This window comes from Arthrobacter burdickii (assembly GCF_030433645.1).
In the GTDB taxonomy this organism is placed as follows: domain Bacteria; phylum Actinomycetota; class Actinomycetes; order Actinomycetales; family Micrococcaceae; genus Arthrobacter_D; species Arthrobacter_D burdickii.
Map to the genome: position 1 here is coordinate 1,095,457 of NZ_JAROCG010000001.1, position 22,946 is coordinate 1,118,402.

At 69.2% G+C, this 22,946-nt stretch carries 25 protein-coding genes and 1 riboswitch; of the genes, 19 read left to right on the plus strand and 6 right to left on the minus strand.

The annotated features are described in order from the left end of the window. Positions 1 to 88 precede the first annotated feature (88 nt). Entirely contained in the window at positions 89 to 457 is a 369-nt protein-coding gene (locus P5G52_RS05135; RefSeq protein WP_301225263.1) for a hypothetical protein, read from the minus strand. A gap of 99 nt (positions 458 to 556) precedes the next feature. Between P5G52_RS05135 and P5G52_RS05140 the strand changes: the two genes are divergently transcribed. Next, entirely contained in the window at positions 557 to 1,540 is a 984-nt protein-coding gene (locus tag P5G52_RS05140; protein ID WP_301225265.1) for a bile acid:sodium symporter family protein, read from the plus strand. 27 nt (positions 1,541 to 1,567) lie between these two features. Here the strand turns inward: P5G52_RS05140 and P5G52_RS05145 are convergent, their stop codons facing one another. Further along, on the minus strand, positions 1,568 to 1,858 hold the full coding sequence (locus P5G52_RS05145; RefSeq protein WP_301225267.1) for a hypothetical protein: 291 nt from the start codon (positions 1,856 to 1,858) through the stop codon (positions 1,568 to 1,570). 191 nt (positions 1,859 to 2,049) lie between these two features. On the opposite strand from P5G52_RS05145, the gene P5G52_RS05150 reads away from it, so the two are divergent. Then, a complete protein-coding gene (locus tag P5G52_RS05150; protein WP_301225270.1) occupies positions 2,050 to 2,643 on the plus strand; it encodes a nitroreductase family protein in 594 nt (197 codons plus the stop codon). Positions 2,644 to 2,651: 8 nt separating this feature from the next. Here the strand turns inward: P5G52_RS05150 and P5G52_RS05155 are convergent, their stop codons facing one another. After that, positions 2,652 to 4,022, minus strand: a complete 1,371-nt coding sequence (locus P5G52_RS05155; protein ID WP_301225272.1) for a dihydrolipoyl dehydrogenase family protein — start codon at positions 4,020 to 4,022, stop codon at positions 2,652 to 2,654. A 236-nt stretch (positions 4,023 to 4,258) separates the two neighbouring features. On the opposite strand from P5G52_RS05155, the gene P5G52_RS05160 reads away from it, so the two are divergent. Next, positions 4,259 to 5,302 carry an NAD(P)-dependent alcohol dehydrogenase gene (locus P5G52_RS05160; protein ID WP_301225274.1) on the plus strand — a complete coding sequence of 348 codons (1,044 nt, stop codon included), beginning with the start codon at positions 4,259 to 4,261 and terminating at the stop codon, positions 5,300 to 5,302. A gap of 204 nt (positions 5,303 to 5,506) precedes the next feature. After that, positions 5,507 to 7,564, plus strand: coding sequence for a sensor histidine kinase (locus P5G52_RS05165; RefSeq protein WP_301225276.1), 2,058 nt, complete (start codon positions 5,507 to 5,509; stop codon positions 7,562 to 7,564). A 34-nt stretch (positions 7,565 to 7,598) separates the two neighbouring features. Here P5G52_RS05165 and P5G52_RS05170 read toward each other — a convergent pair whose 3' ends face one another. After that, positions 7,599 to 8,690 (minus strand): NAD-dependent epimerase/dehydratase family protein, encoded by a 1,092-nt coding sequence (locus P5G52_RS05170; RefSeq protein WP_301225278.1) that lies wholly within the window; start codon positions 8,688 to 8,690, stop codon positions 7,599 to 7,601. A gap of 146 nt (positions 8,691 to 8,836) precedes the next feature. Here P5G52_RS05170 and P5G52_RS05175 point away from each other — a divergent pair, with 146 nt between their 5' ends. From P5G52_RS05175 to P5G52_RS05205, 7 genes are all read left to right on the plus strand, one after another. Beyond that, positions 8,837 to 9,928, plus strand: a complete 1,092-nt coding sequence (locus tag P5G52_RS05175; protein WP_301225280.1) for a YihY/virulence factor BrkB family protein — start codon at positions 8,837 to 8,839, stop codon at positions 9,926 to 9,928. Positions 9,929 to 10,007: 79 nt separating this feature from the next. After that, complete coding sequence (locus P5G52_RS05180; protein ID WP_301225282.1) at positions 10,008 to 11,018, plus strand: glutathione S-transferase family protein; 1,011 nt, start codon at positions 10,008 to 10,010, stop codon at positions 11,016 to 11,018. Between the two features lie 127 nt (positions 11,019 to 11,145). Beyond that, positions 11,146 to 12,210, plus strand: coding sequence for a FecCD family ABC transporter permease (locus P5G52_RS05185; protein ID WP_301225284.1), 1,065 nt, complete (start codon positions 11,146 to 11,148; stop codon positions 12,208 to 12,210). 116 nt (positions 12,211 to 12,326) lie between these two features. Next, on the plus strand, positions 12,327 to 13,292 hold the full coding sequence (locus P5G52_RS05190; RefSeq protein WP_301228657.1) for a FecCD family ABC transporter permease: 966 nt from the start codon (positions 12,327 to 12,329) through the stop codon (positions 13,290 to 13,292). 2 nt (positions 13,293 to 13,294) lie between these two features. Then, positions 13,295 to 14,212: an ABC transporter ATP-binding protein gene (locus P5G52_RS05195; protein ID WP_301225286.1), complete on the plus strand. Its 918-nt coding sequence runs from the start codon at positions 13,295 to 13,297 to the stop codon at positions 14,210 to 14,212. Next, positions 14,209 to 15,258 (plus strand): siderophore-interacting protein, encoded by a 1,050-nt coding sequence (locus P5G52_RS05200; RefSeq protein WP_301225288.1) that lies wholly within the window; start codon positions 14,209 to 14,211, stop codon positions 15,256 to 15,258. Before P5G52_RS05195 ends, P5G52_RS05200 begins: the two co-directional genes overlap by 4 nt. Before the next feature lie 163 nt (positions 15,259 to 15,421). Beyond that, positions 15,422 to 15,620: riboswitch (cyclic di-AMP (ydaO/yuaA leader) on the plus strand. Between the two features lie 6 nt (positions 15,621 to 15,626). Next, a complete protein-coding gene (locus P5G52_RS05205) occupies positions 15,627 to 16,385 on the plus strand; it encodes a M23 family metallopeptidase (RefSeq protein WP_301225290.1) in 759 nt (252 codons plus the stop codon). A gap of 18 nt (positions 16,386 to 16,403) precedes the next feature. Here P5G52_RS05205 and P5G52_RS05210 read toward each other — a convergent pair whose 3' ends face one another. Beyond that, positions 16,404 to 17,408, minus strand: coding sequence for a diacylglycerol/lipid kinase family protein (locus tag P5G52_RS05210; RefSeq protein ID WP_301225292.1), 1,005 nt, complete (start codon positions 17,406 to 17,408; stop codon positions 16,404 to 16,406). Between the two features lie 81 nt (positions 17,409 to 17,489). On the opposite strand from P5G52_RS05210, the gene P5G52_RS05215 reads away from it, so the two are divergent. From P5G52_RS05215 to P5G52_RS05245, 7 genes are all read left to right on the plus strand, one after another. Further along, positions 17,490 to 18,272, plus strand: coding sequence for an SGNH/GDSL hydrolase family protein (locus tag P5G52_RS05215; RefSeq protein WP_301225294.1), 783 nt, complete (start codon positions 17,490 to 17,492; stop codon positions 18,270 to 18,272). Between the two features lie 96 nt (positions 18,273 to 18,368). Beyond that, complete coding sequence (locus P5G52_RS05220; RefSeq protein ID WP_363321864.1) at positions 18,369 to 18,935, plus strand: MarR family winged helix-turn-helix transcriptional regulator; 567 nt, start codon at positions 18,369 to 18,371, stop codon at positions 18,933 to 18,935. 23 nt (positions 18,936 to 18,958) lie between these two features. After that, positions 18,959 to 20,101, plus strand: coding sequence for a glucose-1-phosphate adenylyltransferase family protein (locus P5G52_RS05225; protein ID WP_301225295.1), 1,143 nt, complete (start codon positions 18,959 to 18,961; stop codon positions 20,099 to 20,101). Between the two features lie 305 nt (positions 20,102 to 20,406). Next, the gene (rpmB, locus tag P5G52_RS05230; RefSeq protein ID WP_043441573.1) at positions 20,407 to 20,643 is read left to right on the plus strand and encodes a 50S ribosomal protein L28; all 237 of its coding nucleotides are present in this window, start codon (positions 20,407 to 20,409) and stop codon (positions 20,641 to 20,643) included. Continuing rightward, entirely contained in the window at positions 20,643 to 20,810 is a 168-nt protein-coding gene (rpmG, locus tag P5G52_RS05235) for a 50S ribosomal protein L33 (RefSeq protein WP_019481734.1), read from the plus strand. The genes rpmB and rpmG overlap by 1 nt, the downstream gene beginning before the upstream one ends. 2 nt (positions 20,811 to 20,812) lie before the next feature. Beyond that, a complete protein-coding gene (gene rpsN / locus P5G52_RS05240) occupies positions 20,813 to 21,118 on the plus strand; it encodes a 30S ribosomal protein S14 (RefSeq protein WP_087074136.1) in 306 nt (101 codons plus the stop codon). Positions 21,119 to 21,416: 298 nt separating this feature from the next. Then, positions 21,417 to 21,713, plus strand: a complete 297-nt coding sequence (locus P5G52_RS05245) for an ANTAR domain-containing protein (RefSeq protein ID WP_301225301.1) — start codon at positions 21,417 to 21,419, stop codon at positions 21,711 to 21,713. Between the two features lie 259 nt (positions 21,714 to 21,972). On the opposite strand, the gene P5G52_RS05250 is transcribed toward P5G52_RS05245, so the two are convergent. Next, complete coding sequence (locus P5G52_RS05250) at positions 21,973 to 22,167, minus strand: hypothetical protein (protein ID WP_301225303.1); 195 nt, start codon at positions 22,165 to 22,167, stop codon at positions 21,973 to 21,975. A gap of 485 nt (positions 22,168 to 22,652) precedes the next feature. Here P5G52_RS05250 and P5G52_RS05255 point away from each other — a divergent pair, with 485 nt between their 5' ends. Then, entirely contained in the window at positions 22,653 to 22,931 is a 279-nt protein-coding gene (locus tag P5G52_RS05255) for an HU family DNA-binding protein (protein ID WP_087074140.1), read from the plus strand. Positions 22,932 to 22,946: the final 15 nt, after the last annotated feature.

Below are 22,946 nucleotides of genomic sequence, written 5' to 3' on the forward strand. Positions count from 1 at the left end.
TGGTTGGTCGGGCAATTCCCTTCACCCTACCCCGCAGAAAGTAAGGCTGCTTAGCGATACTGGGGCTGTCCCGCGTGCCGCGTCGGTGTTACTGGCCCAGTCCCGCGGTGCTGCCGCCCGTCGGGTCGAACCGCTGGCCGGAGGCGCTGTGCGGATCGTCGTCGCCCGGGTCGTCACCGTTCGCGCTGTCCCCTGCCGGAAGCGCCGGCGGGGCGGGCGGCACCGTGCCCTGCTCGCGAGGGGTCCAGGACATCGTGATGTTCACGCCGTCCTCCGTGTCCTCCACGAACAGGTGGAGGTCTTCACCGACCAGCGCTTCGTGGTGCACCGGGTCGCCGGCTTCCCGCGCCATGTCCGCGAGCCGGCAGATGGCAACCGCCATGGCGCGCCCCCAATCGTGCGGGTGCTTGCTCGTCGACTCCTCGGTGGCGGTGAATTTCCTGTCGGTCGTCGCCATCGTCCTACCTCCCGTTGGGGAACCAAGTACCCTTTCCTTCCGGGTGACAGACACTGTAGCAGTGGGTTCCGTGGGGCAACACGTGGTATTCGGTTAACAATGAGCATCGATAAGTCCCAGCCACAGGCCGCAGAAGAACGCAGTGCGAGGATCGCGGTGACACTGTTCCCGCTGCTCATCCTTGCCGGCGGACTCGTGGCAGTCCTGACGCCCGGCAGCTTCACGGGACTTGCCCCGCTGATCAATCCGCTCCTCGGAGTCATCATGTTCGGCATGGGCCTGACGCTCACGCCGGTGGACTTCGCGCTGATCGGAAAGCGCCCCATTCCCGTGGCGATCGGCGTCGTGGCCCAGTTCGTCATCATGCCGCTGCTCGGCTGGGGCGTCGCGATGGCGCTCGGGCTTCCGTCGGCGCTCGCGGCCGGGGTGATCCTCGTCGGGTGCTGCCCCGGCGGGACGGCGTCCAACGTGGTGTCCTACCTCGCCCGTGGCGATGTGGCCCTGTCCGTCGCCATGACCTCGGTGTCCACGATCCTCGCCCCCGTCCTGACGCCGCTGCTCACGCTCTGGCTGGCCGGCCAGTACATGCCGGTGGACGCCGCCGCGATCGGCCTGTCGATCCTGCAGATCGTGCTGCTCCCGGTGGTCGTCGGGCTCGCCGTCCGGTACTTCCTGCCCCGCCTCGTCGAACGGCTGCTCCCCGCGCTCCCGTGGATCTCGGTGGCGGCGATCACCGTCGTCGTGATCGCCGTGGTGTCCGGCAGCGCGGCGATCATCTTCTCGGCGGGGTTGCTGGTGTTCGCCGCCGTGATCCTGCACAACGGACTCGGCTACCTGCTGGGGTACGGTGCGGCCCGGCTGTTCGGCCTGCCCACGTCGGCGAAACGGACGACGGCCATCGAGGTGGGCATGCAGAACTCCGGCCTTGCCGCAGGCCTCGCGCGGACCTACCTGACTCCCGAGGCCGCACTGCCGGGCGCGATCTTCTCGGTGTGGCACAACGTGTCCGGTGCGGCGATGGCTGCCTACTGGCGTCGCCGCGACGCACGGGTGCGTGGTCCCGAGGTGGCCGACCGGCACTGAACCCCTGCCGGCGTCAGGAGGTCGCTGTCAGCTGCCACCGACGCTGAGCAGCCGCCACTCGTCGCGCCGGGCGTCGAAGCGGATCCTGAATTCCAGGACGGGGGAGGCCGGCCCGGTCTGCGCGGTGAACAGCCAGGCCGGCGGCGCAGCGTTCCGGGCCCGCACTGCGGGCTCCGGGACGGGGTCGCCGACGACCTGCCAGATGGAGCCGTGCCACCGCAACGCGAGGGGTCTGGCCGCCGGCGTGAAGCGGACCGCCGCCGGCTCGTCGAGTGCCCGCAGTGCATCGTCGCCTGCGCCAACCGCCTGTGCTGCCATACCCGGTGTCCTTCGGTCGTCTCCTGCGTATCGACCAAGAATAGAACATGTATTCGATTTGCGGGTTCCATCGTGTTCTTCCGTGACCCCTGCCGTTCCGGGGCGGAATGTCGCGGGGGACTCCGTTGTTGTCCGATACGAGGCTCAACGGTGCGCCGTCGAACACCTACGGATCAAGCACAGGAGCACGCATGACACTCGGTTCTGCCATCACCACCCGCAGCGCGGATACCCGCGTTCCCATCCTCCCCGAGCTCGCCGAGCGCTGGAGCCCGCGGTCCTTCGATCCGCAGGCCACCATTTCGGAGGACCAGTTGGATGCGCTGCTCGAAGCGGCGCGCTGGGCGCCGTCGGCGAGCAACAACCAGCCCCGCCGGTTCATCGTCGCCCGCCGTGGGACCTCCGCCTTCGACACGATCGTCTCGGCCCTCGTGGGATTCAATGCCGCCTGGGCGCACAACGCCTCGGCCCTGATCGTGGGAATCGCCGAGACGTCCTCCGTCGAGGGCGATGTGCGCCCCTACGCGGAGTACGACCTCGGGCAGGCCGTGGCGCACCTGAGCGTGCAGGCGGAGGCGGAGGGCCTCGTGACCCACCAGATGGCGGGGGTCGAGTGGGACAGGATCGTCGCCGCGTTCGACCTGCCCGACAACATGAAGCCCATGACCATCACGGCGGTGGGCACGGCGGACGAGGCGGACAAGCTCCCCGAAGCCCTGGCCGAGCGCGAGACCGCACCCCGCAGGCGTCTTCCGCTGGAGGAGCTGGTGCTCGTCCGCAGCTAGGGCGGCACCTAACCGCGCAGGGCCGACCTCGCCGCATGCCCGATGACCGCACTGTACGTGGGGTAGGCGAACTTCACGCGGGCGAGCGTCGCGAGGTCGGTGCCGGCCGCCATGGCGGAAGCCACGGCGGTGATGACCTCGACGGCGTTCTCGCCGACCGCGTGCGCGCCGAGAATCAGCTCACGGCGCCGGTCGACGACCAGCTTGAGGAAGCCCTGCTCGCGATCGTCGATGATGGGCCGTTCGACGGCGGCGTACGGGACCGTGACGGCGTGGCACTCCGCGTCCCGCTCCCTCGCCTTCGCCTCGGTGAGCCCCACGCCCGCGTAGTCCGGGTCGGTGAAGCCACCCTCGGGCAGGAGGTGGTGCGGCGTGGTGCGCGTGGCACCCAGCACGGCGTTCTCGGCTGCGGTCTCGCCCTCGAAGACCGCCGCCTGGACCAGCATGCTGCTGCCGTTGGCGTCGCCGGCCACGAAGATGTGCGGGATGTTGGAGCGCAGGTACTCGTCCACCGGGATGAAGGAGCGCGCAGCCTGCACCCCGGCCGCGTCGAGGCCAAGCCCTGCGAGGTTCGCCGGCCACCCGGCCGCCATGAGAACCGCGTCCACCAGCAGGGACTGCTGCTCACCGTCGCGCGTCCAGGTGAGCGTGAGGCCGTCCGACTCCTTCCGGATGCTGTCGATACCGCCGATCCCGGTCTCCACCTGGACGCCCTTGCCCCTGAAGCTCGCGGTGACGGTCGCCGCGACGTCCTCATCCTCCGTCATCAGGATCCGGGGTGCGAGGTCGAGCAGGAGGACGTTCGAGCCCATCGCATCGAAGATGGTGGTCAGCTGCGCGCCGGTATGCCCGCCGCCGATGATGGCCACCGAGCCGGGCAGGCTCTCCAGCCTCAGCACCTCGTGGGGCAGCACGGCGTGCTCGGCCCCGTCGATCGGCAGGCGCCGGCCGCTGCCGCCGATACAGAGGATGATCGACGCGGCCGTGACCTCCCGTCCGCCCACGGAGATGGTGTGCGCCCCGGTCAGTTCGGCGTCGCCCTCGATCAGTTCGATGCCCAGGCGCTCCATGGTGGGCCCGTACCCTTTGGCCTCGAGGACCCGCGCGACGGTGGAGCGCACCCGCTGCACCGTCCTGTCCCAGTCGACGCTGGGCTCGGCCACGACGATCCCGTAGTCGTAGGCCGTGCGGACCTCGCGGAACAGGCGGGCGGTCTTGGCGAGCACGCGCGTGGGGACACAGCCCGAGTTCACGCAGGTGCCGCCGAGTGCCGAACGCTCGACGACGGCGGTGCGGGCTCCGAGTTCCGCCGCACGGGTGGCAGCCGCCATGCCCGCGGGGCCACCACCGATGACGAGGACGTCGAACAGGTAGTCCATGAGAAGCTCCTTCAGTCCGCCCGGGTGTCTCCTGCCATCCTCCACCGCCTGCGGCAAGGGCCACAACGCCCGGCATCGCAAGTACCCGCGGAACTCCCACTCCCGCCCCTTTTCGTCCTAGGGTGGTTCGGTCAGCGAATCAGTAGGACGTCCCCGTCCGGCTGGACAGCGGCAACGCGCGGGCACTGGGACCGACAGCGGCCCGCTCGTTGTCACCGATCCTCCAGGAGGAACCCATGAAGACCGTCAACGCCTATGCCGCCCCGTCCGCCACGGAGCCGCTCGTACCGACGACCATCGAGCGCCGCGACGTCGGACCGAAGGACGTGCTGATCAGGATCGCGTACGCGGGGATCTGCCACTCCGACATCCACACCGTGCGCGGCGAGTGGGGACCCCAGCAGTATCCGCTCACCGTCGGTCACGAGATCGTCGGCGTCGTCGAGGAAGCCGGCAGCGAGGTCACCCTGCACAAGGTCGGAGACCGTGTGGGTGTCGGCTGCATGGTGGATTCCTGCCGCACCTGCGCGAACTGCCAGCAGGGGGAAGAGCAGTACTGCCTGAACGGCAACACCGGGACCTACGCAGGAGTGGACCGCGACGGCTCGATCACCCAGGGCGGCTACTCCACCCACATCGTGGTCGTCGAGGACTTCGTGCTGTCGGTCCCCGAGAGCATCCCCTACGAGGCCGCCGCGCCCCTCCTGTGCGCGGGTGTCACGACCTACTCGCCGCTCGCGCACTGGAACGCAGGACCGGGGAAGAAGGTCGCCGTCGTGGGACTCGGCGGACTCGGGCACATGGCCGTCAAGATCGCGCACGCCATGGGTGCCGAGGTCACCGTCCTGTCCCAGACCCTCAGCAAGGAGGACGACGGCAAGCGGTTCGGGGCCGAGTACTACTACGCCACGAGCGATCCCGACACCTTCAAGCAGCTCGCGAACACCTTCGACCTCATCATCAACACCGTGAGCGCGAAGATCGACCTCGACGCCTACCTCTCGCTCCTCGGCCTGGACGGGACCATGGTCAACGTGGGGGCCCCGGCGGATGCCCTTCCCCTGCATGTGTTCACGCTGTTCAACCAGCGGCGCTCCTTCGCGGGGTCAGGGATCGGCAGCATCCGGGAGACCCAGGAGATGCTGGACTTCTGCGCCGAGCACGGCATCGCGCCCGAGATCGAGCTCATCCCGGCCGATGGCATCAACGAGGCGTACGAGCGCGTGCTCGCCTCCGACGTGCGCTACCGCTTCGTGATCGACGCGGCCACCCTCGCCTGAGCCGGCACTCACAGGGCGGGTGCCGGCGGGCGCCCCGCCCAGCGGGGGAGCATACGCAGGGAGGTACCAGCAAGTATGCTGAGCGACGGTGGCCAATTCCGGCCCCGGGCCGCCGGTTCTGGTCAGACCGCGGCAGGATCCTTCTGAACGGGTAGTGGCATGGGCGTGGGGCGGATGCAGGCGGTCGCGGGGAGACTGGCAGCGTTGTCTCCGGCGACCCTTCACGTCCTGTTCGCTCTGATGCTCGCCATGGCCGCCGTCGTCGGACGCAACAGCACCCTCGAGTCCTCGGGCCTCGCCCTCGTGTGGCCCGCGGCAGGCATCAACTTCCTCTGGGGGTTGTGGGCGTCCCGGTCCCGGCGCGACCTCACCGTTGCGCTGACCGTCACCGTTCCCGTCCTCGCCGCGGTCAACGTCTTAACCGGCCTCAATGTCGCCCTCGCCCTGGCGGTAGCACTGGGGAGTGTGGCGCAGACCGCTGTCGCCGCCTACTTCTTCCGGCGGCTGGTCCCTGCCCTGCGCGTGCAGAGTGTGGGGGAGTACCTCCGTCTGGGTGTCATCGCCCTCGGCGCCTGTTCGGTCGGCGCGCTGTTCATCGTCGTCGGCGTCGCCATGGAGGGCTCGGCGGAGCCCTTCTCCGCCTTCATCCCGTGGCTGGTGCGCCACGCGGTGTCCCTGACCGCGATCGGCTCCCTCGGGATCGTGGCGGCTTCGAGCATCAGAAGCCGCGCGACGGGCGGACCCCGCCCGCCCCTCACCGTCGCGCGACGTGCCGAGTACGCACTCCTGGTCCTGGCCTCCGTGATCCTCTACGTCGCCACCTTCGGGACGAGCGCAGCCCTGCCGATCGCCTACACGACCATCCCTGCCCACATGTGGGCGGGTCTCCGGCTCCGGTCCGGATGGGCCATGCTGCACGGCCTCGTGTGCGGCGCGTTCCTGGTCTTCTTCACCCTCGCGGGTCGCGGGCCCTTCCAGGACCTCGATGCCGATGTCGCCGCCTACGTGGCGCAGTCCTTCATGTTCATCGCGTTCTCGCTGTCCGCCGTCCTGGCACTGAGCATGGACGAGCGGCGCCGCCTCATCGATCGCCTCTACAGCGCCAACGAGGAGGCGAGGGCCGCGGCGGACCTCCGTGACCTCGTGATCGGCAGGATGAACGACGGCGTCCTCGTCGCGGGGCCGGACAAGCGGCTGATCTTCCAGAACGCTGCGAGCGAACGCTGGCTGGGACCGGGGACCGCCCGACCCGGTGAGGTGTGGCGGCGGGACTACGAGGCCACGACCCCCAGCGGAGGGCAGATCGACGAGGCCGACAATCCCCTGACCCTCGCACTGGAGGGGACGGTGACGGAGCGGATGGACATCGACCTCACGCACTGTTCCGGAGAGGTTCTGCACTTGTCCGTCGACGCGATGCCCCTGCCCGGTGAGCGTGGCGCGGTCGTGGTGATGCGCAACGTCACCGAAGAGCGCGCATACCAGCGCGACCTCGGGCGCTTCGCGTCCGTCGTCGCGCACGACCTCCTGACGCCGCTCACGGTCTTCGACGGGTGGCTCGAGATGCTCGAGGATCCGGACCTTCCGCCGGCCGAGCGGCAGGCGAGCATCGAGCGCCTGCAGCAGGCGAGCGTGCGCATGCGCAACCTCATCCGCAACCTCCTGGCCTACAGCCTCGCCAAGGAGGAGAAGCTCACGGCCTCCCGCGTCGAGGTGGCCGACGTGGTCGAGGGCATCATCGACCTGCGGACGGCGCTTCCGGGCACGCAGCTTCCCGCCGTCCGGTTCGACGTGGACGCCACGCGCCCCGTCTACGCCGACGAGCGCCTCTTCCTGCAGCTCATGGAGAACCTCGTGGGCAATGCCATGAAGTACGGGCGGACCGACGGCACGGGGCAGGTCAGCGTCACGACGTCGGCCGATGCGGCCACCGGCAGGACCCTCGTCCGGGTGCGCGACAACGGCATCGGTATCCCCGAGGGAGATCTCGAGCGCGTCTTCGAGGAGTTCCACCGCTCGGAGAACGGGCTCGGCCAGGCCACCGGCACGGGCCTCGGCCTTGCCATCTGCCGCCGCATCGCCGAGAGCCACGGCGGCTGGATCCGGGTCCGCAACGTGGAGGAGGGTGGCGCCGAATTCACCGTCAGCCTGCCGGGGTCGCCGGATCAGCTACCCGAGGGCATCCCACTGGTCGACGCGGACGACGCCCCCGGGTCCCGGCGCCGTAGCCTGCCCGGCGCCGTAGCCAGCCCATCGCTGTAGCCTGCCCGCCGCCGGCCTCCCGGCTGCTGCGGCGTCAGGCCGCGTCCGGGGCTCGGCGCGGGTACATCTTGGGGGAGCCGCCATGGCCCGTGCCGCTCCGCATCCCGGTCAGGATCGCGGCCATCGCCTCACGCGAGGAGTGACGCGCCTCCCATCCCAGCTCGTTACGCGCACGGGTCGTGTCCATGACGGGGCTCTGCGCCGCCAGGTCTATCCAGCCCGGGTCGGTGCGCTGGATGTGGAGCCTCCAACTCACTCCGACGAGCCACCGCAGCAGGCGTGTCGGGAAGCCGATCACGCGGCGGGCACCGAGCAGGTCGGCGACGCGCCCCGGTGTGAGTTCGGGCTCGGCGGCGATGTTGAATGCCCCGGACGCGCGGCGCGCGACCACGCGCCAGTACGCCTCGGCGATGTCCTCGGCATGCACCGCCTGGAAGATGAAGGTCGACGGGACCGGCAGGAGCGGCAGCGGCAGGCCGCCGAGCAGGATCTTCGGGACGAGCGGGCCGAGGAAGTAGCGGCCCACCTCGCTGCCCGCCTGCTCCTGGAAGATCAGCCCCGGGCGCAGCCGTGCCACGGGGATCTCGGGGCGGTCCCGCTCGAAGGCATCCAGCAGCCGTTCCTGCTCGGCTTTCTGTCGGCTGTACTGCGAGGACCCGACGCCGTCGGTCGGCCAGGACTCATCCCTGCGGGTGTCCTTGTCCGAGGGGGAGTAGGCGGCGACGGAAGACGCGCAGACGAAATGGCGCACGCCCGCGGTGCCGGCAGCATGGAGCGCATTGGCCGTGCCGGTGACATTGGTGCGGCGCATGGCTGCCTCGTTCCGGTTCGGCTGGATGGCCCATGCGAGGTGCACGACGGCGTCGGCCCCGGCGAGCGCGAGCGTCAGGGCGTCCCGGCCCTCGTCCGTCCCGACGTCGATGGCGTGCCAGTCCACGCCGGCGTACGGTTCCTGCGAGGTATCCGGGATGGTGCGGGCGATCCCGGTGATCGAGATGCCGTCCGCGTCCCCCGCCGTGTCGTAGCCGGATCGCTGGATGGCCTCCCGGTCGCGGGCAGCCCGCTGGAGGCGGGAGAGGAGCGCCGTGCCCACGTTTCCGGTGGCGCCGATGACTGCGATGCGCATGCTCTACTCCTGGGCGTGGTGGTTCGGGGACACAAGGGCGGGCCGATCGGAACTGGACTGCTAAGCAAGCTTATGGTGCAGTGGAAGGAACCGTATAGCCGTAAGGACGCCCGACACCGATTCAAGGGCCCGACTGGGAGGTACCCGTGAGCAGTAACAGCAAGGTGCGCAGCGACCCGCAGAGTGAGGCGGGCAAGAAGGCACAGGCTGCGCCCGACCCCAATGATCCTCGCAAGCCCGACGATCCGGGAGACGTCTCGAAGCCGGCCTGGAAATACGTCTTCAAGCGGTCGCTCAACGAGTTCGGCAAGGACCAGTGCACCGATCTGGCCGCCGCGTTGACCTACTACGCGGTGCTCGCGATCTTCCCGGGCATCCTCGCCCTGCTGTCCCTCCTCGGACTGTTCGGTCAGGCCCAGGCCACCACGAACCAGGTCCTGGAGATCGTCGGCCAGTTCGCCCCGGCCGACGCCGTGAAGACGATCAAGCCGACGATCGAGGACCTCGCCTCGAACCAGGCGGCCGGGCTGACCTTCGTGATCGGCCTCCTGGGCGCCATCTGGTCGGCGTCGGGCTATGTCAATGCCTTCTCCCGCGCCATGAACCGGGTGTACGAGGTCGAGGAGGGCCGCGGGTTTTTCAAGCTGCGGCCTCAGATGCTCCTCATCACCGTCGTCGTGCTCGTGCTGATCGTGATCATGGGCCTCATGCTCGTCCTGTCGGGTCCGGTTGCCGAAGCAGTTGGGAACACCATCGGTCTCGGTGGAACTGCGCTCACCATCTGGAACATCGCGAAGTGGCCGGTCGTCGTGTTCTTCGCGGTGCTCATGATCGCGGTGCTCTACTACGGTTCCCCGAACGTCAAGCAGCCCAAGTTCCGCTGGATGAGCCTGGGCGGCTTCATCGCCCTGCTCGTCCTGGCGATCACCACAGCGGCGTTCTCCCTCTACGTCGCCAACTTCGGCAACTACGACAAGACCTACGGCGCGATTGCCGGTGTGATCGTCCTGCTCCTCTGGATCTGGCTCGCCAACCTCTCCCTCCTGTTCGGCGTCGAGTTCGACGCCGAGATGGAGCGTGCCCGCGAACTCCAGGCCGGCATCGAGGCCGAGGACAGCATCCAGCTCCCGCCACGGGACATCAAGGCCGCCGAGAAGAAGCACGAAAAGCAGCGCAAACTCGTGAACGAGGGACGCGAGCTGCGCGAGAAGTACGGCCGGGAGGCCGCCGGACGGTAGGCCCCCCTCCCGACGCACAGGAGGCCCGGACGAGTCAACGGCCGGGCCTCCCGCATGTCCGCGGTCCTAGACTGGCGGTATGTCCGACACCCAGCAGGCTGACACGTCCGAGCACAGCACCAAAGGGTCCTACGTGACCTCCGGGGAGGAGTTCACCCGCGACACCCAGTACATCGAGACGAGGATCACGCGCGACGGCGCCGACGGCTACCCGGTCGAGGCCGGGCGCTACCGCCTCATCGCCGCCCGGGCCTGCCCCTGGGCCAACCGCGCCATCATCGTCCGGCGGCTCCTCGGACTCGAGGACGCCATCTCCCTCGGCACGCCGGGACCCACGCACGACAGCCGGTCCTGGACCTTCGACCTCGACCCGGGCGGACGTGACCCGGTGCTCGGCATCGAGCGGCTGCAGGAAGCGTTCTTCAAGCGCGACCCCGGCTACTCACGCGGCATCACGGTGCCGGCCCTCGTGGACATCACCACGGGTGCGGTGGTGACCAACAACTTCCCGCAGATCACGCTCGACTTCTCCAGCGAGTGGAAGGACTTCCACCGCGAGGGTGCGCCGGACCTGTACCCGGAGGACCTCCGCGGAGAAATCGACACCGTCAACAAGCGGGTCTTCACCGAGGTGAACAACGGTGTGTACCGCTGCGGCTTCGCGGGCTCCCAGAAGGCCTACGACGCCGCCTACGACCGGCTGTTCACGGCCCTGGACTGGCTCGAGGACCGCCTGTCCACGCAGCGGTTCCTCGTCGGGGACACCATCACGGAGGCCGACGTCCGACTGTTCACGACGCTGGTCCGCTTCGACCCCGTCTACCACGGCCACTTCAAGTGCAACCGGAACAAGCTCACCGAGATGCCTGCCCTCTGGGGGTACGCCCGGGACCTGTTCCAGACCCCCGGGTTCGGTGACACGATCGACTTCGAGCAGATCAAGAAGCACTACTACATCGTCCACGAGGACATCAATCCGACCGGGATCGTGCCCAAGGGCCCGGACCTCGCGGGGTGGACCACCGCGCACGGCCGGGACTCCCTCGGCGGGCGGCCCTTCGGCGACGGGACGCCGCCCGCGGCCGCATAGCCGCGCGGGCCGCCACGGCACCCGTGGCAGCCCGGCCGCGGGACATTAGGGAACAAACTCGTTTCTTAATTGCAAGGAGCGTAGGCTAGCCTTACTTCAGACCGATCGTCCGTCTGAGGGAGGCTTCATGGCAGTCCAGGCCTCCTCCCTGCGCCCCGCTCCCGCCGGGGATTCCCGCCCCGCCGTCCGCCGGTCCTCGACGCGGCGGACCCTGGTGAAGCTCCTCATCGCAGCGGTGGTCCTCCTCGCATGCTGCCTCGGCTCGCTCACCATCGGGGCCCGTTCCGTGGGCCTTCCGACGATGATCGACGCCATCACGGCCTTCGATCCCTCGAACGGCGACCAGGCCGTCGTGCTCTCCCGCGTCCCCCGGACCGTCGTCGGCCTGCTCGTCGGCGCAGCGCTGGCCACCGCCGGTGCCGCCCTGCAGGGCATCGCCCGGAACCCGCTGGCGGACCCCGGCATCCTCGGCCTCAACGCCGGGGCCTCGCTCGCGGTCGTCGTTGGCATCTACCTCTTCGGGCTCAGCAGCGCCTCCGGCTACATCTGGTTCGCCTTCGCCGGTGCGGGCGCCGCGGCGCTCGCCGTGTACGCCGTGGCGAGCCTCGGCCGGGAGGGCGCGACGCCGGTGAAGCTCGCCCTCGCCGGCGCCGCGCTGGCGGCGGGACTCGGGAGCCTCACGAACGCCGTCCTCGTCTCGAGCCAGGAGACCCTCGACGCCTTCCGTTTCTGGCAGGTCGGCACACTGTCCGGCCGGGGATGGGACGTCATCGCCGCCGTGGCCCCGTTCCTCCTCGGAGGACTCGTACTGACCCTCGGAACAGGCAGGGTCCTCAACAGCCTGGCACTGGGCGACGACGTCGCGCGCGGCCTCGGCCAGAACGTGAACCTGGCGCGCGGTATCACCGCACTTGGCGTCGTGGTCCTGTGCGGCGCGGCAACGGCCGCTGCCGGGCCGGTCGCCTTCGTGGGACTCGTGATCCCGCACATGGTGCGGCTCGCCGTCGGGCCGGACTACCGCTGGATCCTGCCGTTCTCCGCACTCCTCGGACCCGTGCTGCTGCTCGGGGCCGACATCCTCGGCCGGGTCATCCTGCCGCCGGGCGAGGTGCAGGTGGGCATCATGACGGCAGTGGTCGGCGCCCCCTTCTTCATCTGGCTCGTGCGCCGGCGCAGGATGGCGCAGCTGTGAGCACCTCGCTCCACCGCGGTCCCGGCGTCCCCCTCCCTCCTCCGCAGTCGGTCCCGGCCCCGGCTGCCCGGCTCGCGCTCGTCCGCGCGCGTCGCCGACGCGGCAGGGCTGTCCGGATCGGTGCCGCCGCGGGCGTCGTCGTCGTGCTGTTCGCCGTCACCGTCCTGCTCGGCTCCTACACCGTGACCATCCCCGACTTCTTCCGGATCCTCGGCGGGGCCGACATCCCCGGGGCAAGCTTCATCGTCCTCGAGAACAAGCTGCCCCGCGCCGTGATCGGCGTCCTGGTCGGCCTGGCCTTCGGCGTTGCCGGCGCGGTCTTCCAGACGATGCTGCGGAACCCGCTGGCGAGTCCGGACATCATCGGCATCAGCTACGGGGCGAGCGCCTCCGCCGTCACGGCCATCGTCCTCTTCGGGGCTGCGGGCGCCGCGGTGTCGCTCTCGGCGCTCGCCGGAGCGATGGTGGTCGCCGCGGCGATCTACCTCATTGCGCGCCGCGGGGGAGTGGCCGGCTACCGGCTCATCCTCGTCGGCATCGGGTGCGCGGCGCTGATGCATGCGCTGGTGAGCTTCCTCGTCACCCGCACCGATCTCCGCACGGCGACCGAAGCGCTGCTCTGGCTCACCGGCTCGCTCAATGCGAGCAACTGGGACCGCGCCACCGTGCTGGCTGCCGCCCTCGTGGTCCTCCTGCCCGCCGCGGCCGTCCTCTCGCGCAGCCTGCAGGGCCTGGAACTGGGCGACGACGCCGCAGCCGGTCTCGGGGTACGCGTCGAGGCGTCGCGGCTGGGACTGATGTCCACCGCCGTCGCCCTCGCCGCGGTCGCCACCGCCGCCGCCGGGCCGATCGCCTCCATCGCCTTTCTGTCCGGGCCGATCGCGCGCCGGCTGCTCGGCAACCGGCCGTCGCTGACGATGGCGGCCCTCGTGGGTGCCGTCATCGTCCTCGGGGCGGACTTCGTCGCCGCCAACCTCGTTCCCGGGACGTCGCTGCCCGTCGGCGTCGTCACCGGCGCGCTCGGTGCGCCGTTCCTGCTGTGGCTGCTCGCCACGGCGAACCGATCAGGCCAGGGAGGCTGAGAATGGCTCCGCGCCACGACCCCACAGCGGCGGACACACTGTCCGCCGAGGAGCTCACGCTCGCGTACGACGAGCGCACCGTCGTCGACGCCCTCTCCGTCGACCTGCCGCCCGGCCGGGTGACGGTGATCGTCGGCGCCAACGCGTGCGGCAAGTCGACGCTGCTGCGCGGGCTCGCACGGCTGCTCAAGCCGGCCGAGGGCACCGTGGTGCTCAACGGAGCGGACATCCAGGAGCAGTCCACGAAGGCCGTCGCACGCGTCCTCGGACTTCTCCCGCAGACGCCGGTCGCTCCGGACGGCATCAGCGTCGCCGACCTCGTGGGTCGGGGCCGGTACCCCCACCAGGGCTGGTTCCGCCAGTGGACGCCCGAGGACGACGACGCCGTGGCGAGCGCCCTCGAGGCCACCGACACGCTCGCCCTCGCCGACCGCACCGTGGACGAGCTGAGCGGCGGGCAGCGCCAGCGCGTGTGGATCGCCATGGCCCTCGCGCAGCAGACGGGGATCCTGCTGCTCGACGAGCCCACCACCTTCCTCGACGTCACGCACCAGATCGAGGTCCTCGACCTCATCACCGACCTCAACCGGCGCTCGGGCACCACCGTCGTCATGGTGCTGCACGACCTCAACCTGGCCGCGCGCTACGCCGACCACCTGATCGCCATGCGGGACGGCCGGATCGTGGCCGAGGGGCCGCCGGCCGCCGTCGTCACCCAGGAGACGGTGTCAGGCGTGTTCGACCTGGAGTGCCGGGTCGTCGAGGACCCCGTGTCCGGCACACCCATGGTGGTTCCCATCGGCAGGTACCACGGCCCGTCGCCGGTCCACGCCCGGACGTCCCCCGCCGGCGAGCAGGGCCGGGGCTACCGACCCAATCCCCAGGACACCGTTCCGGCCCACGTGGAGGCAGCATCATGACCGAAATGACCCAGCGCAGCGTGCGGCGGACCGCCGCCGACACCGAACCGATGGTGCTGGCGTTCGACGTCGTCGTCACGGCCGTGCAGGACCTCGGTGCCACCTTCCGACGCATCACCTTCGGCGGTGCGTGCCTCGAGGCGTTCGGGGTGGCCGGGGACAGCCTCGACCTCCGGATCAAGATCATCATCCCGCCGGCCGGCCGGGAGTGCCCCGACATAGCAGGCCTGATGGAGCGCGGAAACGCAGCGAACTGGTACCAGCTGTGGCTCGGCATGGAGGCGGAGGAGCGCGGGTTCATGCGCACGTACACCGTGCGCACCGCGCGTCGCCGGGGCCCGCGGACGGAGATCGACGTCGACTTCGTCCTGCACCTCGACGACGACGGCCGCGGCGGCCCGGCGGCGGAGTGGGCCGCGGCTGCCCGGCCCGGCGACCGGGTCTGCATGATCGGCCCCAACGCGTCGGCGGCGCAATGCAGGACGGCGGGTGCGTACGGAGGCATCGAGTGGAGCCCCGGCCTCGCCCAGCACGTCCTCCTCGCCGGAGACGAGACGGCCGTCCCGGCCATCAGCGCCATCCTCGAGGCACTCCCCGAGGACATCAGCGGCTCCGCGTTCCTCGAGGTGCCGGACGTGCAGGACGTCCAGCCGATCGCGACGCGGTCGGCGGTGACCATTAAGTGGCTGGCCCGGGCAGGGAAGGCGCACGGCGAATTGCTGGAGGCGGCCGTCCGGGACGCGGTGCGCGTGCCGGGCTGGGTGTCGCTCTCGGGCCCGGACGTCCAGGGGGGCAGGGAGCCCGAGGAGGTCGACGTCGACGGGACCATCCTCTGGGAGACCCCGCAGCTCCTCGACGCGGCCGTCGTGCAGTCGACTGTCAATCCCGGGCGACCCTCCGGCACCCAGCCCTTCTACGCGTGGATCGCCGGTGAGGCTGCCGTCGTGCGCGGGCTGCGCCGTTACCTGGTGCGGGACGTGGGTGTGGACCGGAAGCAGGTCGCCTTCATGGGCTACTGGCGCAAGGGGCGCGCGGAACTGACCTGACGCGGCCGTCGAACCGTTCCGGACCGCTCTCCGCACTATGGCGGGCGACCTTTATCACAGTTATCCCCAAATGCGATAACGAAATTGTAACTTCGTGCGCTGTGACCTACTGTTTTAAGCAGTCAAAGCTGGATTCCAGATCCAGGTCCGTACGCCTAACCCTGTCAGCGGACCGCCTGAACACACTGTGACAGGGGTGGAGGACCCACGTTCCGGCGGCCTGAGCCGCCTCGGGGTGAAGCCCTTCCATGCTAGTTCGGCCCCGCCTGCGACATTTCCGCGGTGGAGGGCCGTGCAGAGGGGCCGAGTCAACTCTTGCTCGAATCCGACAGCTAACTTCGCGGGCGTTCCAGAGAGGTAAGCAGTTGATGAATACCGTTCTGCCCGAGCGCCCTCGCGCCTCCGACGATCGCGCCCTCCAGTGGGTCTCGCAGCCGACGCGCCGCGACCTCCGGCAGGAAAGAGCCGGAGGTACGACGGCGTTCGCGAGACTGCGCGGAAACGCCGCTACGGCCGGCATCGTCCTCGCCTCGGCGGGACTGCTGCTGGGTGCCGTCGCACCCTCGGCAACGACGGCGGCCACCCCTGCAGCAGGCATGCAGGCCGTCACGGCTGCTGCGGAGGCGCCGGTGACCTTCACCCTCGAGGGGGCCGGTCGGGCCGTGGAGGGTGTCGCGCCGGGCATCGCGAGTGCCCGGGCACGCTCCGCGTCACTCACTCCTGCGCTCCAGGACCGCAAGGCCTTCGGGGCTCCGGTGGACCACCCGGTCCTGGCCTCCACCTTCGGGTATCGCGTCAACCCCGTGAGCGGGGCTGCCGACGAACTCCACGAGGGCCTGGACTACTCCGGTGCCTGCGGGACGCCGGTCAAGGCAGCGGATGCCGGCACAGTCGTCGACTCCGGCTGGCATGCCTACGGCGGGGGCCAGCGCATCGTGGTCGACCACGGCGACGGGCTGAAGACCACCTACAACCACCTGAGCGCCCTCGACGTGCAGGCCGGCACCAAGGTGAAGCGCGGGGACGTCCTCGGGGCGGTCGGCAGCACGGGGAACTCCACCGGCTGCCACCTCCACTTCGAGGTGATGGTCGACGACAAGAAGGTCGACCCGAAGCCCTGGCTGTAGCCGTCCGATCCTCCCCTGCTAGGGCAGCGGCTCGCTGACGACGGCCGGGTCCTTGTACCCCAGCGGCATCCGCAGACGCAGCGAATCCGGCTTCACCTCGAACGCCATATGCGTGGCCTTGCCGAGGGGATCGCCGTCGAGCTGCACCTCCAGCGGTTCGTGCAGGGTGACCTCCGCGGTGCGGCACTGGAAGTACTCCAGTGACGGGTCCTTGCCCTTGCCGCGCGTGAACAGTTTCCCGGCGACGGCGAGCCACCCGAGCTTCCCCCGGGGTGCCAGGGTCATGAGGTCCATCAGGCCGTCGTCGATCTTCGCGCCCGGGAAGATCTCGAGGCCACCCATGATCTTGCCGCAGTTGCCGCCCATCACGCTGCGCAGGCGGCGCTCGAAGGACCTGCCGCCGTCCACCGAGATGGTGGTGCGCGCCGGCCTGCCCGGGAGGTTGCGGATCCCCGCGTCGACGTAGGCCAGCCAGCCCACCTTGTCCTTCAGGTCGTCGCGCGTGTCCGACATGATGGCCGCGTCGTACCCGATACCGGCCATGACCAGGAACACGTGCGCGTCCTGCGCGCGGTCCACCGTCACGTGCACGACGTCGATGGTGCGCTCGGTCCCGCGGAAGGCGGCCTCGACGGCGGCATCCGGATCGTCGACGGCGATGTCGAGGTTGCGGGCCAGCAGGTTGCCCGTGCCCAGCGGGACGAGTGCCATCATGGTGCCGGTCCCCGCGAGCTCCTCGGCCACGCAGCGCACCGTGCCGTCCCCGCCTGCCGCGATCACGAGGTCCACTCCGGCGTCGAGGGCCTCCTGCGCCTGGCCGTGCCCGGGGTCGTCCTCGGTGGTCTCGATAACCAGGGGATCCTCCCAGCCCTCCTCGGCGGAGATGCGCTGGACAGCGCCCTGCACGTCGACCGTGGTGACCTTGATGGGATTGATGATGAGCGCGGCACGTCGGCTGCGCGATCCGGTGTCCGGAACCGCCGGAACCGCGTCCGGGGTCGCTTCGGGAGATGCGTCGGGCATGATGTCCTTCGGGCGGGTGTCAACGGATGGCTCCGTCGAGCTTATCCCGGTGGCCGTCGGTGCCGAGGGTAATCTTTGACGGTGACCTTTCCCCAGCGTTATGTGGCCCTTGGCGATTCCTTCACCGAAGGGGTGGGTGACTGGGACCCGGGGTCCCCCAACGGCGTCCGCGGCTGGGCCGACCGTGTGGCCGAGCAGCTCATCCTGGCCGACGCGTCCTGGGGCTACGCGAACCTCGCCATCCGCGGCAAGAAGATGCGCCAGATCCTCGACGAGCAGGTCGACGCAGCCCTGGCGCTCGAACCGACGCTCGTCACCCTCTACGCCGGCGCCAACGACATCCTGCGCCCCCGGATCGACATCGACCGGCTGATGTTCCACTACGACGACGGCATCGGCAGGCTCCGCGACGCGGGAGCCGACGTCGTGCTCTTCACCGGCTTCGACACTGCGGGGTCCGCCGTCTTCGGCAAGACCCGCGGGCGCACCGCCGTGTACAACGAGTGGGTGCGTGAGATCGCGGACCGGCGCGAGGCCACGATCGTCGACTACTGGCGCCTGCGCGAGTTCCAGGACTGGAGGTACTGGGACGTCGACCGGATGCACATGTCCACGGCGGGCCACACGCTCATGGCCGCCCGGGTCCTGGAGGCCATGAAGGCCTCGCATGCCATCGACCTGCCGGAGCTCGATGCGCGCCCGGCCCTTCGGCGGATGGAGCAGCTGCGGGCGGATGCGCAGTGGGCGCGCGAGTACGTCACACCGTGGGTCGGCAGGCGCCTGCGCGGAGTCTCCTCCGGAGATGCCCTGACAGCGAAGTACCCGGCCCCGGTCCACCCGCACCGGGCATCCGCTCGCGCCTGAGGGCACGGGCGAGTACGGTTCCCGCTCCATCTGCAACCCGTCGAAGTGCCGGAGGCGCCCTACGGGGCAGGGGAGGGCGTGTGCCAGAATGAGCGGATGGCGGCGCAATGGCTCACACCGGACGAGCGGCGGGCATGGCTGGCTCTCTACGCGCTGACGTCCCTGCTCCCGGCATCCCTCGACGCCCAGCTCTTTCGTGAGGCCCGGATCACCCTGTTCGACTACCACGTGCTGGCGATGCTCTCCGAGTCGGAAGGGACGCGCCTGCCCATGAGCGAACTCGCTGCCCGCTCGGCGGCGTCGCTCTCGCGCCTGAGCCACGTGGTGAAGAAGCTGGAGGCCCGGGGCTGGGTCACCAGGCTGCCCTCCGACTCCGATGGACGCGTGACCACGGCCTCGCTCACCCCTGCAGGGCTCGACACGCTGACCGAACTCGCGGTGTCCCACGTCTCGCAGGTCCGCTCCACGGTGTTCGACGCCCTGGACGGACAGGACGTTGCGGACCTGGAGAGGGTGGGCCGCAAGATCCTCCGGGGCATGGACGGCGCCCACTGGATCCTGTCCGACGGCGAAGCGGCGGCCGAGGCCGCCGTTCTGGGCCCCGCGTCCGGTTCTCTCCGCAGGGGACCGGCCCCCGACCAGGCACTCATCACCGGGCAGTGATCCGGCAGGACAAGGACGGCACGATGGACCAGCGCGCACAGTTCGGGCACCAGCCCCGCATCCTCGCGATCGTGCTGGCGGGTGGAGCAGGAGGGCGCCTCGGCGCCCTGACCCACCATCGGGCGAAACCGGCCATGCCGCTGGCCGGCAGCTTCCGGCTGATCGACGTCTCCCTGTCCAACCTGCACCACAGCGGGATCTCCGATGTCTGGATCATGGAGCAGTACCAGCCCAAGACCATCAACGACCACCTCCGCAACGGCCGGCCCTGGGACCTCGACCGCACGCGCGGCGGGCTGCTGGTGCTGCCTCCGTTCAGCGGCCACGAGGGGGAGGGATTCGCCGAGGGGAACGCCGACGGCCTGCTCCGCCAGGCCGCCTTCATCCGCGACTTCGCGCCGGACCTGGTCCTGGTGCTGAGTTCCGACCACCTGTACCGCCTGGACTACCGCGACGTCGTCGACACCCACCTCCGCGCGGGAGCAGAGCTGACGATGGTCACGGTCGACTTCGACGGCGACGCCTCCAACCACGGCGTCGTCGCGGTGGACGACGACGGCAGGGTGACAGCCTTCGCCTACAAGCCCGAGGAGCCGCAGACGAGGATCGTCGCGGCGGAGGTCTTCCTCTACACGGCAGCGACGCTCCTCGATGCGCTCGGGCACCTGCAGGACGACCGGGACGGGCTCGGGGACTACGGTCACCACCTCGTGCCGCACCTCGTCGAGCGGGGATCGGTCGTCGAGCACAGGCTCGAGGGGTACTGGCGGGACCTCGGCACGCCGGCCAACTACCTCCGCGCCCACCTCGACCTGGTGGACGGCAAGGGCCTGGACCTCGCCGACCCGGACTGGCCGATCCTCACGGAGCCCCCGCAGGTGGTTCCGGCCTTCCTCCGGGAGGGCGCCGTCGTGGCCGACTCCCTCCTGGCCCCCGGCGCGGTGGTGTACGGGACCGTCCGCAGGAGCGTGATCGGCTCCGGGGCCACGGTCGAGGCCGGCGCCGTCGTCGAGGACTCCGTCCTGCTGAACCGGGTCCGGGTGAGGGAGGGCGCGCACGTGAAATACGCGATCGTCGACTCGGGCGCCGACGTCTCAGGGCAGCGGGTGGGCGCCGGACCGGACGCGCCCGCCGTCGTCGACCGGGACGGGCGGCGCACCGACTGACCCGGTTTGGTCGAGCCGGATCCTGTCGGTAGTATGGTAGGGCGTTTGGCTGTGGACGATGCCGACCCGTTCCAGGACGGGCCGGGATTTGCCCAGCTACCCGTGACTACCTAGAATTTAAGGCTGTGCCGGCCGCAAGGCCGCGCCCGCCTAATCTTCACCGTCTTCCCCGCGGCGAGGCGCTTCGGCAGGTTCTCACCCTGCCAGGTCAACCTCCGGAAAGCTGCAGTAATAACGGTGTCATTACTGGTGGCGGGACGCTCAACAAGTGATTCCGTCACGTTCATCTAATCTGGAGGAGAGTTATGGCAGCCCACTGCCAAGTGACCGGAGCCGAGCCCGGCTTTGGACACAGCATTTCGCACTCGCACCGCCGCAACAAGCGTCGGTTCGACCCCAACATTCAGAAGAAGCGCTACTACGTGCCTTCCCTGCGCCGCAACGTGACGCTGCAGGTCTCCGCCCGCGGCATCAAGACGATTGACGTCCGCGGCATCGACGCTGTCGTGGCGTCCATCCTCGCGAGGGGAGTGAAGCTCTAATGGCAAAGGACAAGGACGTACGTCCGATCATCAAGCTGAAGTCCACCGCTGGTACGGGCTACACCTACGTGACGCGCAAGAACCGTCGTAACGATCCGGACCGCATGGTCCTGATGAAGTACGACCCGAAGATCCGCAAGCACGTCGAATTCCGAGAGGAGCGCTAAACATGGCCAAGAAGTCAAAGATTGCTCGTAACGAGCAGCGCAAGGTCATCGTCGAGCGCTACGCGGCCAAGCGCCTCGAGCTCAAGAAGACCCTCGTCGACGAGAACGCCACCGACGAAGCACGCGAAGCAGCACGCCTCGGCCTGCAGAAGCTTCCCCGCAACGCCTCGCCGGTACGCCTGCGCAACCGCGACCAGATCGATGGCCGCCCCCGTGGCACCATCCAGAAGTTCGGTATCTCGCGTATCCGCTTCCGCGACATGGCTCACAAGGGCGAACTGCCCGGCGTGACCAAGTCGAGCTGGTAGCAGACCCCGGGACACTCCAGTCCCACAGCACCACCCACCGCCCCGCGCGGTGAGCAGAGAAGCCGGCAACCCTCGGGTTGCCGGCTTCTTCGTTTCCATGCCACCACGTGCCCTGCAATCCGTCGGACGCAGCCTGAGGAGCTCCATGGGCGACGGGGGAACCGGACCCGCAGGCCGTGGGCATGAAACATCCGGCTTCCCGGCGTCACGAGATTGTCCTTCGGCGGCACACCACGTGAGAGGGTGTCTGGAAGGGACCTGTCGAACGGGTCACGGGTGACAACGCAAGGATCGCATCATGGGGCACGACCCGAACGACCCGGCCGACGGCGTGACGGGTCGGGACCGGCTCGCGGCGCTCGAGCAGGTATCGGAGCGGCTGCGGGAAGTAACGGAGAAAGTCGAACACCTGACCATCGCGTTGCAGAGCCGGGACGTGATCGGACAGGCAAAGGGAATCCTGATGGAACGCTACGGGCTCACCGGTGAGCAGGCTTTCGAACTTCTGACCGTGACGAGCTCGAACACCAACACGAAGCTCCTGCAGGTGGCTGTGGAACTCGTCACCACGGGGCGGCTGAGCGAGACCCCGTAGCTATCCACGTCGGACGGACTGTAGGACAAAACCCCTCGCAGGCGCTGCACGTCAGAACACCCGTGCGGCAGCCGTGAGGTGTGGCGCATGTCGGTATACCCCCGGGGATGCCTGCAGCAGCACGTGGACACGTACTGCACACGGCACCCCCAGGAGCACCCAAGGCTGCCCTCTGTTAAACAACCTAACTAAATTCTATGCCTGGTCGCCTCGCCGATGGGCTCCGACCGGCCGAGCCGGGAAAACAGCATCGCGGGCGCTAGTTGAGGGTTGCTGTCGCGGCACTGGTCTTGATGTCGCGGGCGGTGGCCAGCATCTCACTGGTGGTGATGCCGTGATCCGGGCCCCAGTATGCCCGGAGGCCCTTGTCGAGTTCCACCGCTATGGCCTTGGCATCCAACCTGCCGGCGGCGGGTAGGACGTCCCGGACCGCGAAGACCAGGGCGCCGGCCATGGTCTGTGGATTGCCGGCATTTCCGCGTCCCCCAGATGCCGTGGCGTGCCTGCCACCGGGGCTGAAAGGCTCAGGCGGGGACGACGTGTCGGCGGTCCTGGAATGCCCTCCTCGAAGGAGGGTGGTGCCGGGCTGGTCCGATTCGGGGGCACGAGGATTCACAGTGAACTCCACAAATGACCGCTTCATGGCCTTCTGCTAGACCGCGGTCCATGGAGCCTAGTGCTAACCACCCCGGAAAAAAACAAGCACGATTAGCATCACCGGTGGACGGCGATCCTCGAAGGAGCAGTTACCGGGGAGGAACCCACACGGCCCACCGCGGTCGCCCGCAGGCCCGAAACACCCTCGAAATGATCGTGTTTAAGCCGAAAAGCCGCGTAAACACGCGGGGCGGGGCGTCCTAGCTGATAGGTTTTCGGACAGAGGCTTTCCGTATACCGTGGAAAGCTCGTTCAGAAGAGTGACGTCCAGGAGGACCTAAATTGGCTAAAAACCGTAGTGAACTTGTTGCCGAGGTAGCAGCGAAGGCTGACACCAGCCAGGCGTCAGTCAACAGCGTCCTCGACGCGCTGTTCGACGTCTTCGCCGAGTCCATCGCCAAGGACGAGAAGATCACCATCCCCGGGTGGCTCGCCGTCGAGCGCACCAGCCGTGCAGCCCGCACCGGACGCAACCCCCAGACCGGCGAGACCATCCAGATCGCCGCCGGCCACAGCGTCAAGCTGACCGCCGGTTCGAAGCTCAAGGCTTCCGCCAAGTAGTCCATCACCTAGTAC

What these genes read in the sequence shown, in the direction of transcription:
- rpmB (WP_043441573.1), top strand. Translation starts at nt 20,407, where the DNA reads ATGGCAGCCCACTGCCAAGTGACCGGAGCCGAGCCCGGCTTTGGACAC.
- P5G52_RS05250 (WP_301225303.1), bottom strand. Translation starts at nt 22,167, where the DNA reads ATGGCCGGCGCCCTGGTCTTCGCGGTCCGGGACGTCCTACCCGCCGCC.
- P5G52_RS05135 (WP_301225263.1), bottom strand. Translation starts at nt 457, where the DNA reads ATGGCGACGACCGACAGGAAATTCACCGCCACCGAGGAGTCGACGAGC.
- P5G52_RS05145 (WP_301225267.1), bottom strand. Translation starts at nt 1,858, where the DNA reads ATGGCAGCACAGGCGGTTGGCGCAGGCGACGATGCACTGCGGGCACTC.
- rpsN (WP_087074136.1), top strand. Translation starts at nt 20,813, where the DNA reads ATGGCCAAGAAGTCAAAGATTGCTCGTAACGAGCAGCGCAAGGTCATC.
- P5G52_RS05225 (WP_301225295.1), top strand. Translation starts at nt 18,959, where the DNA reads ATGGACCAGCGCGCACAGTTCGGGCACCAGCCCCGCATCCTCGCGATC.
- P5G52_RS05200 (WP_301225288.1), top strand. Translation starts at nt 14,209, where the DNA reads ATGACCGAAATGACCCAGCGCAGCGTGCGGCGGACCGCCGCCGACACC.
- P5G52_RS05220 (WP_363321864.1), top strand. Translation starts at nt 18,369, where the DNA reads ATGGCGGCGCAATGGCTCACACCGGACGAGCGGCGGGCATGGCTGGCT.
- P5G52_RS05170 (WP_301225278.1), bottom strand. Translation starts at nt 8,690, where the DNA reads ATGCGCATCGCAGTCATCGGCGCCACCGGAAACGTGGGCACGGCGCTC.
- P5G52_RS05150 (WP_301225270.1), top strand. Translation starts at nt 2,050, where the DNA reads ATGACACTCGGTTCTGCCATCACCACCCGCAGCGCGGATACCCGCGTT.
- P5G52_RS05160 (WP_301225274.1), top strand. Translation starts at nt 4,259, where the DNA reads ATGAAGACCGTCAACGCCTATGCCGCCCCGTCCGCCACGGAGCCGCTC.
- P5G52_RS05205 (WP_301225290.1), top strand. Translation starts at nt 15,627, where the DNA reads ATGAATACCGTTCTGCCCGAGCGCCCTCGCGCCTCCGACGATCGCGCC.
- P5G52_RS05155 (WP_301225272.1), bottom strand. Translation starts at nt 4,022, where the DNA reads ATGGACTACCTGTTCGACGTCCTCGTCATCGGTGGTGGCCCCGCGGGC.
- P5G52_RS05210 (WP_301225292.1), bottom strand. Translation starts at nt 17,408, where the DNA reads ATGCCCGACGCATCTCCCGAAGCGACCCCGGACGCGGTTCCGGCGGTT.
- P5G52_RS05180 (WP_301225282.1), top strand. Translation starts at nt 10,008, where the DNA reads ATGTCCGACACCCAGCAGGCTGACACGTCCGAGCACAGCACCAAAGGG.
- P5G52_RS05245 (WP_301225301.1), top strand. Translation starts at nt 21,417, where the DNA reads ATGGGGCACGACCCGAACGACCCGGCCGACGGCGTGACGGGTCGGGAC.
- P5G52_RS05185 (WP_301225284.1), top strand. Translation starts at nt 11,146, where the DNA reads ATGGCAGTCCAGGCCTCCTCCCTGCGCCCCGCTCCCGCCGGGGATTCC.
- P5G52_RS05195 (WP_301225286.1), top strand. Translation starts at nt 13,295, where the DNA reads ATGGCTCCGCGCCACGACCCCACAGCGGCGGACACACTGTCCGCCGAG.
- P5G52_RS05140 (WP_301225265.1), top strand. Translation starts at nt 557, where the DNA reads ATGAGCATCGATAAGTCCCAGCCACAGGCCGCAGAAGAACGCAGTGCG.
- rpmG (WP_019481734.1), top strand. Translation starts at nt 20,643, where the DNA reads ATGGCAAAGGACAAGGACGTACGTCCGATCATCAAGCTGAAGTCCACC.